This is a genomic window from Lentzea terrae (assembly GCF_003265345.1).
In the GTDB taxonomy this organism is placed as follows: domain Bacteria; phylum Actinomycetota; class Actinomycetes; order Mycobacteriales; family Pseudonocardiaceae; genus Lentzea; species Lentzea terrae.
Genome location: NZ_QFWW01000026.1, coordinates 655,785 through 669,319, shown reverse-complemented (window position 1 = coordinate 669,319; position 13,535 = coordinate 655,785). Strand labels below are relative to the sequence as shown.

General features: G+C 68.2%; 8 protein-coding genes. 4 read left to right on the top strand and 4 right to left on the bottom strand.

Annotation, left to right across the window (positions count from 1 at the left end; all coding sequences use genetic code 11):
* Nucleotides 1-421: 421 nt before the first annotated feature.
* Both DI276_RS34815 and DI276_RS34810 read right to left on the bottom strand, forming a co-directional pair.
* Complete coding sequence (locus tag DI276_RS34815; RefSeq protein WP_112271333.1) at nt 422-3,952, bottom strand: FkbM family methyltransferase; 3,531 nt, start codon at nt 3,950-3,952, stop codon at nt 422-424.
* Nucleotides 3,953-3,971: 19 nt separating this feature from the next.
* Entirely contained in the window at nt 3,972-5,315 is a 1,344-nt protein-coding gene (locus DI276_RS34810) for a glutamine synthetase family protein (RefSeq protein WP_112271331.1), read from the bottom strand.
* Between the two features lie 41 nt (nt 5,316-5,356).
* On the opposite strand from DI276_RS34810, the gene DI276_RS34805 reads away from it, so the two are divergent.
* Both DI276_RS34805 and DI276_RS34800 read left to right on the top strand, forming a co-directional pair.
* Nucleotides 5,357-5,992 (top strand): LppX_LprAFG lipoprotein, encoded by a 636-nt coding sequence (locus DI276_RS34805; protein WP_112271329.1) that lies wholly within the window; start codon nt 5,357-5,359, stop codon nt 5,990-5,992.
* Nucleotides 5,992-7,509, top strand: coding sequence for an MFS transporter (locus DI276_RS34800; RefSeq protein WP_112271327.1), 1,518 nt, complete (start codon nt 5,992-5,994; stop codon nt 7,507-7,509). The genes DI276_RS34805 and DI276_RS34800 overlap by 1 nt, the downstream gene beginning before the upstream one ends.
* On the opposite strand, the gene DI276_RS34795 is transcribed toward DI276_RS34800, so the two are convergent.
* Together DI276_RS34795 and DI276_RS34790 are read right to left on the bottom strand one after the other, a co-directional pair.
* Nucleotides 7,464-8,945 carry an alpha/beta hydrolase gene (locus DI276_RS34795; RefSeq protein WP_232837115.1) on the bottom strand — a complete coding sequence of 494 codons (1,482 nt, stop codon included), beginning with the start codon at nt 8,943-8,945 and terminating at the stop codon, nt 7,464-7,466. The two genes, DI276_RS34800 and DI276_RS34795, sit on opposite strands and share 46 nt — an antisense overlap.
* 41 nt (nt 8,946-8,986) lie before the next feature.
* The gene (locus tag DI276_RS34790) at nt 8,987-10,549 is read right to left on the bottom strand and encodes an alpha/beta hydrolase (RefSeq protein WP_112271323.1); all 1,563 of its coding nucleotides are present in this window, start codon (nt 10,547-10,549) and stop codon (nt 8,987-8,989) included.
* Between the two features lie 29 nt (nt 10,550-10,578).
* On the opposite strand from DI276_RS34790, the gene DI276_RS34785 reads away from it, so the two are divergent.
* Both DI276_RS34785 and DI276_RS34780 read left to right on the top strand, forming a co-directional pair.
* Nucleotides 10,579-12,291, top strand: coding sequence for an NAD+ synthase (locus tag DI276_RS34785; protein ID WP_112271321.1), 1,713 nt, complete (start codon nt 10,579-10,581; stop codon nt 12,289-12,291).
* A 53-nt stretch (nt 12,292-12,344) separates the two neighbouring features.
* Nucleotides 12,345-13,535: a sensor histidine kinase gene (locus DI276_RS34780; protein ID WP_112271319.1), complete on the top strand. Its 1,191-nt coding sequence runs from the start codon at nt 12,345-12,347 to the stop codon at nt 13,533-13,535.

Sequence of the window (13,535 nt, the reverse complement as noted above, 5' to 3'; positions counted from 1 at the left end):
TCAAAGGAATACTCCTGACGAGGAGTATTCATATTACTGGCTGTGTTTCGGCACGCTGTTGAGTTCTCAAAGAACACGCGCTCACCGGTTCCAATCTCCGTTTCCGGAGACTTTCTCTCGGGGCTTGTGTTGAAAGCTTAGCTCGTTCGTTTTTCGCTTGTCAAATCGGCCTCTCGGGCGATTCAGCTCGGCACAAACTCGCTTCGCATTCAGTTTTTGGCTTGGTTCAGAAGTTATCTGAGTGGCTTTTCCGGTGTCAAATCGGGGTCGTTTCAGATCCCGGGCAGCACGGTAGGCCGTTCATTCACTTCTGGGGGTTTGACGCCGCGATACTTTACCCGGCCCGTTCAGCGGTGTCAACCGCTCGTTCCGGGGGTCTCGCTGGCGACTCGAAGAAAGTTACTCACCGGGAGGATCAAAGTCAAATCGCCTGGTCAGCGGGCTGCTTGATCGGCACGGACGGCGTAGGAGCAGCCGGCTTGGCGCCGACCGGACGCGGTCGCAGCCACAGGGTGATGGAACGAAGACCCTCCATCGCCCGCACGATCTGGTCCGGTGCGGCCGCCTGACGGGTCGCCAACGGCACCAGGTCGTAGCCCCAGACGCCGAACTCCTTCAGGACCGTCACCGGATCGTCACCGAACTCGGCAGTCGACGACGCGGAGAACTCCAGGAACACGTGCGGCCGGTCGCGACGCAACAGCCGGACGAGTCCCGCGAGAGCGCGGTGCCCACGTCCAGGCGTGTCGACCCGCACGACGGAGAGCTTCATGCCCTTCGCCAGCTCGATGTCCTCGAGCTCCTTGTCCAGGCGCACCGACTTCACCCGCGCGACGTCCTCGCCGGCATCGGCGGGCAGCGGCGCCACCGACACCCCGCCGGTCAACGTCGGCGAAACAGCCAGCTCGCCGGAGCTTTCCCAGGCGGCACCCTCGATCACGGTCAGCCGCGACGCCACCGCGGCCGGCAGGTTCGCCGAGACGTTGTGCCGAAGCAGCGCCGCGGCCGAAGGATCCGGCTCCACGGCGACGACCGCGCCCATCAGGCCGAGCCGCGACAACACCCTGATCGAGTGATACCCGACGTACGCACCGACATCGAGGAAGATCCCGTCCGGCTCCAGCACCGAGTCGAGCAGCTCCGCGAGGTCCGGCTCCCACACACCGTTGGACGACAGCAGCGGAAGCATGAACGCGTCGTCGGAGGGCAGCCGCATCATGCCCGCGTCGCACAACACCAACGACGAACGCACCTTAGGCGCGTCACCGGCGGCCTCGTGCTGACGAACCACCACGCGGCGCAACGCATCGGCGGTCTGTTGCGCCTGGTGAGCGGTGCGCAGTGCAGCGTCCAGCCGCGAGTCGCGCTCGCGGAACACCTCGACGACCTTCGACTCCAACGAGTCGATGCGGTCCAACGTGCGGTCCAACGCGACCGTCAGCTTGTCGATCCGCTCGGCCAGCACGTCGTCGGACGTGGCCCGCTTGGCCGCCTCGGCCACGACCGCGTCCTCGATGTCGCGCAGCCGACGGCCCTGACCAGCCATGTCCGCGCGCACGCGCACGACCCCGTCGTCGACGCCGACCAGCTGGTCACCGAAGTGCGACTGCCGTTCCGCGACCTGTTCGACCTCGGCCCGCAGCAGCTCCAGCTCGCCCGCGCCGACACCGGCCTTCAGCGCGTCCTGCCGGTCGACCAGCTCGGACACGGTGCGCTCGACCCCGTCGATCAGGGTGTGCAGCACCTGGCGCATGTGGTTGTCGTAGTGGTCCAGCGCGCGCAACACGATCTTGCGCAACGCGGGTGCCATCGGCGTCCGATGAGCGGTGTCTATGTTCGGCTGACGCAGTAACGCGTGCTTGGCCGACTGCAGCGCGAGCATCGGGTCGACCTCGGGCTTCGGCTTCGGCCGGCGCGCCCGCCATCCCCGGTACGAGTGCTCGACGCGTTCCCGGAGCAGTTCCGCCACCCGCGAAACCGAACGCACGGACAGCACGTGTTCGCGAGCAGCAGCACCCAGCGCTTCCGCCGTCGGCAGGTCATCGGCCAACGAACGCAGCAGCTTCGAGGCCGCCTGCACATCGGGTTCGGCACCCTGGTGACACGGCACGAGAACCGCCGTCTTGCCGAACAGCTCGGCAACGGCGCCGTGCCCGGACGCCACGATCGGCACTCCCCGCACCGCCAGGTTGGCCAGGCGCAGCGTGATCCGGTCGTCCGCCCCACCGCGGTGCAGCGACACCACGGCGTCGGCCGTCAAGCACACGTCTTCGTCCTCGACCAGCGAAATGCGCTGGTCGGAGGCAGTGGCCAGGCGCAACCGCTCGGCCGCCTCGGGGTGTTCGAACGCCCCGGACACCGCGATCCGCAGCTCGACGTCCGAACGGTCGGGGAACGCGCTGAGGAACGCCGACACCGCACCCAGCACGTTGCCGGGCCTATCCAACGCATGGTCCGCGATCGCCGCGAACACCACCACATCACCAGATGTGTGCTCACGCGCGCCAACGTCCTGCACCGGCACAGGCACCACACGAACGATGGGCCCGCCAATGCGTTCGGCAGCAGCACGAGACACGTCCGAAGACAGCCAAAGCTCGTTCACGCCCGTGCGGTCGTCCGCAGCAGAGGCGTCCAGCGCGACCTCGACGACGAACCGCCCGGCAGGCACTTCGTCCGCAGCAGAGGTGCGCACCACCACGGGATAGCCGGCCGACGTCGACACCGGCAGCCCGGACGCACGCGCGGCAGCGAGCATCAGCTCCGACAGCGGCCCCGAACCGACAACGGACACACCGAGCTGGTCGAGCAACGCCGGCCCCTCGGACCGTGGCTGCGGCACGGCGGGCACGGGCAACCGTCCGGAAGCCACGCCCACACCGGCGCACCACTCGCGCCAGGCGTCCGCGTCCGCACCATAAGGCGCCGGGAACTGCTGCTGCAGCGAGGCATCAGCGCGCCACACCGCATCGGCCCAACGCGTGCCACCGTTCTCCGTCTGCTCGCACGCCCAGATGAGGAACCCACCACCACCGTCTTCACCGAACGCCGGCAACGGCGTGGGCGAAGCTTCCCGGTACTCGGCCTTGAGCTCGGACGGGATGACCGTCCCGTCGATCAGCGAACCGAACCGGTACGGCACGGGCGCGACGGTCCAGCCGCACCGCACCAGCTCAGCGCGGTACGCGGTGCACAGCTCGGCGACCTCCGCGTGCTCGGACAACAGCACGCGCGGCCGTTCCGCGAAATCGGCGGAAAGCAGCCACGGCCGTTGGGGGTCGAACCCGCGGAAGTGCACGGTCAGCAGGTCTTGGCCCACCACGGCCAACGACCCGGACTCGGTGCGGTGCAACGGCCGATCCGCCACGTTCCACACGGACAAACCGACGCGTGCGTCACGCACGACGTGATGCGGCACGATCGCCGGCATGTCCAACGAGCTGAGGTAAGGCTCGGCGCCTTCACCGACCGCGATGAAACCGGGGTCGAACGCACCGAGCTCGTGCAGCTCGGCGGGCCCCGGCTGCAGCCCGTCCGACGGCAGCGGCCGCAACGTGCGCGGCAGCAACACCACTGGAGCGTTGCGCAACGCTTCCAGCACGAGCTTGGTCAACGACCCGAACACCTGCACCCACGGGTCGAGGTACAGCACGGGCATGCCCTGCGACAGCAACGCCTCCAGCAGCCGCGGCACCATCGCGGCCTTCAGGGCGTCGGCCTCCAGAGAGGTCGCGAGCACGTGCAGCTCGATCTCGGACACGCCGATCTCGAGCGGCGTGATCAACCCGGGACCGGCGTGCTCCGGCTGCGCGTCCACGATCAGCGCGACGAACCGGCCCTCGGGGTGCTCCGCGAGGAACGAGCTGGACAGGACCTTGACCGCGGGCAGTTCCGCCGCCGTGGCGACCGTGCACGCGCAGATCGTCGGCTGGAACTCGGGTACCTCTGTCACGGAGAGCAACGTATCGGCCTCACAGCACGGGAAGAAGACTGCGCAACTCGTACGGGGTGACGCTACGCCGGTACGCGTCCCACTCCGTCCGCTTGTTGCGCAGGAAGAAGTCGTAGACGTGCTCGCCCAGCGCTTCGGGCAGCAGCTCCGAGTTCTCCATCTCGGTGAGGGCCTCACCGAGGTTCTGCGGCAGGTTCGCGTACCCGGCGGCACGACGCTCACGGTCGGTCAGCGACCAGACGTCGTCCTCGGCGGGCGGCGGCAGCTCGTAGCCCTTCTCGATGCCCTTCAGGCCGGCGGCCAGGATCACCGAGTAGGCCAGGTACGGGTTGCACGCGGAGTCCAGCGAGCGGATCTCGACGCGACGCGACGACGACTTGCCCGGCGAGTACATCGGCACACGGACCAGCGCGGACCTGTTCGCGTGACCCCAGCACACGGCCGTGGGTGCCTCACCGCCGACGATCAGCCGCTTGTAGGAGTTGACCCACTGGTTCGTGACGCCGGAGATCTCGCGCGCGTGCTTCAGCACACCGGCGACGAACTGCTTGCCGATCTCGCTGAGCTGGAACGGGTCTTCCTCGTCGTGGAACGCGTTGCGGTCGCCCTCGAACAACGAGAAGTGCGTGTGCATGCCCGAGCCCGGCTGCTCGGAGAACGGCTTGGGCATGAACGAGGCGCGCACGCCCTGCGTGATCGCGACCTCCTTCACCAGGTAGCGGAACGTCATGACGTTGTCCGCCATGGTCAGCGCGTCGGCGTAGCGCAGGTCGATCTCCTGCTGGCCGGGCGCGCCCTCGTGGTGGCTGAACTCGACGGAGATGCCCATCGCCTCCAGCGCCTCGATGGCGTGGCGGCGGAAGTGCGTGGCGGTCTCGTGCGAGGTCTGGTCGAAGAAGCCGCCGTTGTCCGCGGGCTCCGGCTCGCGACCGTCCGCCGGCAGGTCCTTGAGCAGGAAGAACTCGATCTCCGGGTGCACGTAGCAGGTGAACCCGGCCTCGCTCGCCTTCGACAGCGTCCTGCGCAGCACGTGCCGCGGGTCGGCCCACGACGGGGAGCCGTCCGGCATGGTGATGTCGCAGAACATGCGCGCGGAGTAGTTCGACCCGTCCGGCGTCTGCCAGGGCAGCACCTGGAACGTGGCGGGGTCCGGCTTCGCGACCATGTCCGACTCGTAGACGCGGGCGAAGCCCTCGATCGCCGAGCCGTCGAACCCGATGCCCTCGCTGAAGGCGCCCTCGAGCTCGGCCGGTGCGACCGCCACGGACTTCAAGAAGCCCAGGACGTCGGTGAACCAGAGCCGGACGAACCGGATGTCGCGTTCCTCGAGCGTGCGGAGCACGAACTCCTGCTGGCGGTCCATAGGGCGCAGCTTAAGGGCTACTGAGTCTCTACGATCAACGCATGTCCGCCCGTTGGTTGTTGGTTTGCGCACTCGCCCTGCTCACGAGCTGCACGTCCGGTGGAGATCTCCCCGATGGTGCGACGTTGCTCTCCAAGTCCGCCGAGTCGATGCGCTCGGTCAAGAGCGTCCACTTCACCATCAAGGTGGACGGTGAGCTGCCCGACGTGCCGGTGAAGGAGGCCGACGGCGACCTCACGTCCGCCGGTGACTCCAAGGGCACCGCGAAGGTCACGTTCGGGGGCCAGCTGCTGTCCATCGAGTACGTGCTGACCGGCGGAAACCTGCACTTCAAGGGCCCGACCGGCGGGTACACCAAGCTGCCGGCGGCGTTCGCGGGCCAGGTGTACGACCCGTCCGCGATCCTGAACCCGGACAAGGGCGTGGCGAAGGTGCTGGCCAGCGCGAAGGACGCGAAGACCAAGTCGTCCGGTGACGTGTCGGTGGTCGAGGCGACCGTGCCGAAGGACGTCGCCGCCGGTCTGGTGCCCGGCATCTCCGCCGACGTGAAGAGCACGTTCTCCGTCGACAAGGACAACAAGCTCAAGAACGCGCTGTTCGAGCTGCCCGGTGGGCAGAAGGTCGACATCGGACTGACCGACTTCGACAAGCCAGTCACGGTCACGGCGCCTGCCTAATGCGAAAAGTCGCCCTCGCCGCGTCCGGCGCGGCTGTCCTGCTTGGAGCGCTCGACGCGTACGTCGTCGTCGGGGTGCTCACCGACATGGTGCGCGACCTCGGCATCGCGGTGAACGAGTTGCAACAGGCCACGCCGGTCGTCACCGGGTACCTGCTCGGGTACGTCGCCGGCATGCCGTTGCTCGGGCAGCTGTCGGACCGGCTGGGGCGGCGGTTCGTCCTGCAGGTGTCGCTGCTCGGGTTCCTGGTCGGGTCGGTGGTCACTGCGCTGGCCGCGGACGTGCCGTTGCTCGTCGCCGGACGCGTGGTGCAGGGCCTGGCCGGTGGCGCGTTGCTGCCGGTCACCATGGCTCTGGTCGCCGATCTGTGGGAAGAGCATCGGCGGTCGACCGCGTTGGGCGCCGTTGGTGCCGCGCAGGAGCTGGGGTCGGTTCTCGGCACGCTCTACGGCATCGGCGTTGCGTCGCTGTTCAACGCGTTGCCGTTGTTCGAGGCGTGGGAACCGCAGAGCTGGCGGTGGGTGTTCTGGGTGAACGTCCCGTTGGCGGTCATCGCGATGGTGATCGTGCAACGGACCGTGCCGAACACACGGCGTGAGGTTCGCATCGACGTCGTGGGCGGAATGTTGCTCGCGCTCGCACTGTCGTTGCTCGTGGTGGCGCTCTACAACCCGAAGCCCGAGCAGTCCGTGCTGCCGTCGTGGGGCTGGCCGGTGCTCGTCGGCGCGTTGGTGGTTCTCGCGGCGTTCTTCCTGTGGGAACGCCGTGCTGCTGCCCGACTCATCGACCCCGAGGGTGTGCAGTGGCGGCCGTTCTGGGCCGTGCTCGGGGTTTCGCTCGCGGCCGGGGCGGCGTTGATGGTGACGCTCGTCGACGTGGAGCTGTTCGCGCAGACCGTGCTGCGGCGGGATTCCGCGGGCGCGGCCACGCTGCTCACCCGCTTCCTGATCGCGTTGCCGATCGGCGCGGTCCTGGGTGGGTTCCTCGCGTCACGGCTGGGCGACCGCTGGGTGTCCTTCGGCGGTCTCACGATCGCGTCGGCGTCGTACGTGCTCATCGCGCAGTGGCCCGCGGACGTCAGCGGGCTCGTGCTCACGCGTGACCTGGCCATCGCCGGTTTCGGACTGGGCTTGGTCATCGCGCCGCTGTCCGGTGCCGTACTGCGGGTCGTGCCGCCCATCAGGCACGGCGTGGCGTCGGCGTTCGTCGTCGTCGCGCGCATGACGGGCATGCTCGTCGGCGTGGCGGCGTTGTCCGCGTGGGGACTCCACCGGTTCCGCGAGCTCACGGCAGGCCTGAACACCCCGCTGCCGTTCGGGGTCGAGAAGGACGTCTACCAACAACAACTGGCCGAGTACCAGCGCAGGCTCACCGAGGCGCTGCTCACCGAGTACCACGAGATCTTCCTGATCACGGCGGTGATCTGCGCGCTCGGAGCGCTGGGTTCGGTCCTCCTCCCCTCGAAGAAGCGTCAGCAGGCCGAGTCTGTTTCGGGCAGCCTCAAGTCCACCAAGTAGTTCGTGCCCACGCCGTCCACGCAGCCGATGCCCGCGAGGAACGCCGTGTGCTGGTTTCCGTTGTACGTCAGCAACCGCGCGCCGAGCGCCTGAGCGAGGTCCACGCCGGACTGGTACGGCGTCGCCGGGTCACCGGTCGTCGAGATGACCAGGACCTGCGGCAGCCCGCTCACGTTCGGCGGATGCGGTTCCGACGTGTGCGGGGCCGGCCAGAACGCGCACGGACCGAGCGCCGTCTCGTCGGTCGGCACCGTGTCGTTGCCGAGGATCTCCAACAGTCTCCGACGGTTGGATTCCAGCGTGGCGCGGTCCTTCACCGGTGGTTCGTCGACGCAGCGGATGGCCACGAACGCGTCCTGGATGCGCGAGTAGGTGCCGTCCTGGGCGCGGCCGAGGTACTGGTCGGCGAGCTGCAGCAGGGTGTTCCCCTTGTTCTGCCGCAGTTCCTGCAGGCCCTTCAGCGCGGTCTCCCACAGCCGGTCCGTGTACATCGCCTGGATGATGGCGGTGTTCGCGTCCGAGTGGGACAGCTTGCGCTCGCCGACCTGCATCGGAGTCTTCTTCAGCGGCTCGATCATCTGCCGGAACTTGGACTCGGCGGTGTTCGTGTCCGTCCCGATGGGACAGTCGCGTTGTGCGCACCAGCCGGCGAACCGCTGGAACGACGATTCGAAGCCCTGCGCCTGACGGGCCGACGAGGCCACCTTGTCGCCGTTGACCTCCACGGCGCCGTCGAGGACCATCGCGCGCACGTTGCGCGGGTACATCTCGGCGTACAACGTGCCGACGCGCGTGCCGTAAGAGTAGCCGAGGTAAGTCAGCTTCTTCTCGCCCAACGCAGCGCGCAGCACGTCGACGTCCCGTGCGACGTCACGGGTTCCGACGTTGCGCAACAGGTCGATGCCGCTGCGCTCAGCGCACCGCTCGACGAAGTACTTGTTCTCCTGTTCGGTCTGGTTCGCGCTCTCGCCCTTGGGCCGCAGGCGTTGCGCGTCCCGTTCGGCGTCGGTCAGGCACTGCACGCGGGGCTGGCTCGCCCCGACACCACGCGGGTCGAAGCCCACGACGTCGAACCGCTTGCCGACCGGGTTGTTCGGCTGCATGTTCGCGACGTGCGACATGCCCGAACCACCCGGACCACCGGGGTTCACGACCAAGGAACCGACCCGTCGCCCTTGTTCGGCGGCGGGCCGGCGCAACAGACCGACCGTGATCGTCCCCGCGTCCGGCTTCTCGTAGTCGAGCGGGACCTGCAGCCGTGCGCACTGGATGCCTTCGCGCTCGTACAGGCCCTTGCTCTTCGCGTCGGTCGCGTAGGGCTGGCACGCACCCCACGACAACGCCTGCGAGTAGAACCGCTCGATGCCCTTGCGGCCGGCGACGGGCTTGCCGTCGATGCGCGCGTAGGACGTCGACGTGCCGAGCAGAACGATCAAGGCGAACAAGGCGGCTGTGACTCGGGATCGCCTCTTCGTCATTAGGCGCACCGGGTTCCGTCGGCGGGCAAGGTCTGGTCGATCAGGTACTTCACGCCGATGTCGTCGACGCACGCCTCGCCCTGCAGGAAGACCGTGTGCTGGACGCCCTCGAACGTGAGCAGCTTCGAGTTGAGCGCTTTGGCCAGGTTCACGCCCGCCTCGTACGGGGTGGCGGGATCACCGGTCGTCGAGATGACCAGCAGCGGCGGGATGCCGCCGGCCTTGGGCGCCTCGGTGCGGCCGGTCACCGGGGCCGGCCAGAACGCGCACGAGTCGAGCGCGGCACCGGCCGGGTTGCCATCGTCGAGGAACGGCGCAGCCTCCTTGTACTTCTTCGCGGTCTCCAACAGCGCGTTCTTGTCCGTCAGCCGTGGGTCGTCGACGCAGTGCACGGCGTTGAACGCGTCCGTGATGGTCGAGTAGTTGCCCTGGTCATCACGGTCGAAGTACGCGTCGGCGAGACGCAGCAGCGTGGTGCCGCGGCCCTTCTTCAGTTCCGTGAGGCCGTTCAGCAACACCGGCCACAGCTGCTCCGAGTACATCGCCTGGATCGCGGCGGTGATCGCGTCGTTGTAGGACAACTTGCGGTTGCCCACCTCGACCGGCTTCTGGATCAACGGCGTGGTCAGCTCGCGGAAGCTCGCGTTGGCGTCGTCGCCGAGCGGGCAGTCCCGCTGGGCGCGGCACCACTTCGAGAACTCGGTGAAGGCCTTCTGGAAGCCGGCGGCCTGGGCGACCAGCGACGCGAACTGGTCCTGGGTGGGGTCGACGGCGCCGTCGAGGATGAGTGCGCGCACGTTCTGGGGGAAGGTCTCGGCGTACTCGGTGCCTATGCGGGTGCCGTACGAGTACCCGACATAGCTCAGCTTCGCGTCGCCGAGCGCAGAGCGGAGGACATCCATGTCCTTAACTACGTCCCGCGTGCCCAAGTTGGCGAGCATTGCCGCCCCGAATTTTGTACCGGCGGCACACTTCTCGGCATATGCCTTGTTCTCTTGCTCCGTTTGGGCGATTCCCTGCGCGCTCGTATCAACGTCCAGGTCCAAACGCTCGGCATCGCGCTCCGGTCCGGTGAGGCACTTCACCTCCGGCTCGCTCGCGCCGATGCCCCGCGGGTCGAACCCGATCAGGTCGAACCGCTTGCCGAGCTCGGTCTTGCGGTAGTCCGAGACCATGCCGGCGGCCGCCGCCATGCCGGACGCGCCAGGCCCACCGGGGTTGATCAGCAACGACCCGATCTTCTGACCGGTCGCCTTGTAGCGCAGGACGCCGATGATGATCGTGTCGCCGTCCGGTTTGGAGTAGTCGAGCGGCACCTGCAACCGCGTGCACTCGACGTCGCGCTTGTTGCCGTAGGCCTGGCGGCTCGACCCGGTCTTGGCGAACGACGCGCAGTCCTGCCACGCGAGCTGCTGGCCGTAGAACTTCTCCAGACCTGCGGGGACAGTCCCGGCAGGACCGGGTTTCTCGAGGGACACGCCGGGCTTGGCCGCCCCTTCGATGATCGACGTGCAGGAGGCGAGAAGGGGAATGACGAGCAACACGCTCAAGAGACGGACCACAGCCCGATGGTATGGGAGATGATGAGGGCATGCCGCAGCTTCGCATCGCGCTCGCCCAGGTCAACGCCACTGTTGGCGACCTTTCCGGCAATGCGTCGTTGGTCGTGGAGTGGACGCGCAAGGCCCGTGAAGGCGGCGCGCACCTCGTGGTCTTCCCCGAGATGGTGCTGACCGGCTACCCGGTCGAGGACCTGGCGATCCGCACGTCGTTCGCGCGCGCTTCGGCCGAGGCGTTGGAGTCGCTGGCCGCGACGTTGGACTCCTCCGGCCTGGGGGACATCGCCGCGTTCGTCGGCTACCTGGAGCACGACTCCGTCGGTCCGCGCAACGCCGTGGCCGTGCTGTACGGCGGGCGTGTCGTCGCGAAGCAGAGCAAGCACCACCTGCCCAACTACGGCGTGTTCGACGAGCGGCGGTACTTCAAGCCCGGCTCCTCGCTGGACATCCTGCGGATCAACGGTGTCGAGGTCGGCATGGTGATCTGCGAGGACCTGTGGCAGGACGGCGGCCCGATCACCGCGCTGGGTGACGCCGGCGTCGACCTGGTGGTCTCGCCGAACGCCTCGCCGTACGAGCGCAACAAGGACGACCAGCGCCTGCCCCTCGTGGTCCGGCGCGCGGCCGAGGCACACGCCCCGCTCGTCTACTGCAACCTGGTCGGCGGGCAGGACGAGCTGGTGTTCGACGGCGACTCGCTGGTGGTGTCCGCCGATGGTCAGCTGATCGGGCGTGGCCCCCAGTTCGTCGAGCACCTGATGCTGGTGGACTTCGACCTGCCCGGCGACGGCTCGTACGAGCAGGGCCAGATCGGCGACTTCTACGTGCGCCGGGTGTTCGTGTCGGACGCGGTGCCCGCATACGAGCCGTTGCCGACGCCGCGCGTGTTCGAGCCGCTGTCTGATGAGGCAGAGGTGTGGCACGCGCTCGTCACGGGTCTTCGCGACTACGTGCACAAGAACGGCTTCCGGTCCGTTGTGCTCGGTCTGTCCGGTGGCATCGACTCCGCCGTGGTCGCCGCACTGGCCGTGGACGCACTCGGGCCCGACTCGGTGTACTGCGTGTCGATGCCGTCGTCGTACTCGTCCGAGCACTCCAAGTCGGACGCGTCCGACCTGGCGCAGCGGACCGGGCTGCACTTCACGACCGAACCGATCGGCGAGATGGTGTCCACTTATGTGGGTCAGCTGTCGTTGACCGGTCTGGCCGAGGAGAACATCCAGGCCCGGTGCCGCGGCATGCTGCTGATGGCGCTGTCCAACCAGCACGGGCATCTGGTTTTGGCGACCGGCAACAAGTCCGAGCTCGCCGTCGGCTACTCGACGATTTACGGCGACGCGGTCGGCGGCTACGCGCCGATCAAGGACGTGTTCAAGACCCTGGTCTTCAGCCTGGCGCGGTGGCGCAACGACGAGGCCGAGAAGCGCGGCGAGGTGCCGCCGATCCCGGAGAACTCGATCACCAAGCCGCCGTCGGCCGAGCTGCGGCCCGGCCAGGTCGACACCGACTCGCTGCCCGACTACGACCTGCTCGACTCGCTGCTCACCCAGTACGTCGACGGTGACCGCGGGTACGACGACCTGCTCGTGGCCGGGTTCGCCTCCGAACTGGTCGACAAGGTGCTGCGGATGGTCGACAAGGCCGAGTACAAGCGGCGGCAGTACCCGCCGGGTACCAAGATCTCCGTCAAGGCCTTCGGGCGGGACCGGCGACTGCCGATCACGAGCGGATGGCGCGAGGGCTGAAGTAGAGCCTGCTCTACCGCGCACGACCAGGGCAGATGGCTAGATTTGCGCACATGAAACGGATCTGGGCGGCGCTGGTCTACCTGGCGACCGGGCTGTTGACGGCCATCGCGTCGTGGCTCGCGATCGGTGTCCTGCTGCTGTCCGTCGTCGTGCTGCCGTTGCTGCCCATCACCGCGCCGCTCATCCGTCGGATCGTGGACTTCGACCGGCAGCGGCTCGCGCGGTACACCGGGGATGCGTTCCCATCACCCCCGCCGCTCGACGGGCCGTGGCTGCACCGGGCACAACGGGTGCTGGCCGATCCGGACAGCCGCCGCGACGGCATGTGGCTGGTCACGCACGCCCTCTTCGGCACGCTGTTCGGGGCCGTCGCGATCGCCGTGCCGGGGGCCCTGGTGCAGCAGCCGTTCGTGCCGATCATCTGGTGGGCGGTTCCCGGCGGGTTCGAGAACTCGTTCGGCGTGCACGTCGACTCGTGGGCGAAGGCGTTCCTGAGCCTGCCGATCGCGATCGTGCTCACGCTGATCGTGACGCAGCTGCCGCGACTGGCGGACCTGGACGCGAGGTGGGCAAAGGCCTTGTTGGCGCCGCCGCGGGCCTCGTTGGAGAAGCGGCTGGCCGAGGTCGTCGCCACGCGGGCCGCCGCGCTGCAGGCGCACGGGGCCGAGCTGCGGCGCATCGAGCGGAACCTGCACGACGGCACGCAGAACAAGCTGGTCGGCGTGGTGATGATGCTCGGCATCGCGGAACGGACGCTCGCGCAGAATCCGGATGGCGCGGTGCAGGCGTTGCGCCGCGCGCAGGACGCGGCGGGCGACGCGCTCGAAGAGCTCCGCAACGTGGTGCGCAGCATTCACCCGCCGGTGCTGGAGGATCTGGGGCTGGACGGGGCGATCCAGGCGCTCGCGGCGCGGTGCCCGGTGCCGTGCGTGCTGCAGGCCGACCACCTCGGACGGCTGCCGGCGGCGGTGGAGGCGGCAGCGTACTTCGCGGTCGCCGAGGCGTTGACGAACGTGGCCAAGCACAGCGGCGCCCAGCACGCGTGGGTCAGTCTCGGGATTCAGGCGGACAAACTCACCGTCCTGGTGCACGACGACGGCAAGGGCGGCGCGGACGAGCAGCAGGGGACCGGTTTGGAAGGCATTCGCGGCCGGGTGGCGGCGTTGGACGGCACCGCGAGCGTCAGCAGTCCCGAGGGCGGCCCTACCGTGCTCACCGTCGTGCTACCAGTGGGGAAGTGA

Coding starts and splice junctions, on each gene's coding strand:
- DI276_RS34805 (WP_112271329.1), top strand. CDS start 5,357: ATGTCCGCCCGTTGGTTGTTGGTTTGCGCACTCGCCCTGCTCACGAGC.
- DI276_RS34785 (WP_112271321.1), top strand. CDS start 10,579: ATGCCGCAGCTTCGCATCGCGCTCGCCCAGGTCAACGCCACTGTTGGC.
- DI276_RS34810 (WP_112271331.1), bottom strand. CDS start 5,315: ATGGACCGCCAGCAGGAGTTCGTGCTCCGCACGCTCGAGGAACGCGAC.
- DI276_RS34780 (WP_112271319.1), top strand. CDS start 12,345: ATGAAACGGATCTGGGCGGCGCTGGTCTACCTGGCGACCGGGCTGTTG.
- DI276_RS34800 (WP_112271327.1), top strand. CDS start 5,992: ATGCGAAAAGTCGCCCTCGCCGCGTCCGGCGCGGCTGTCCTGCTTGGA.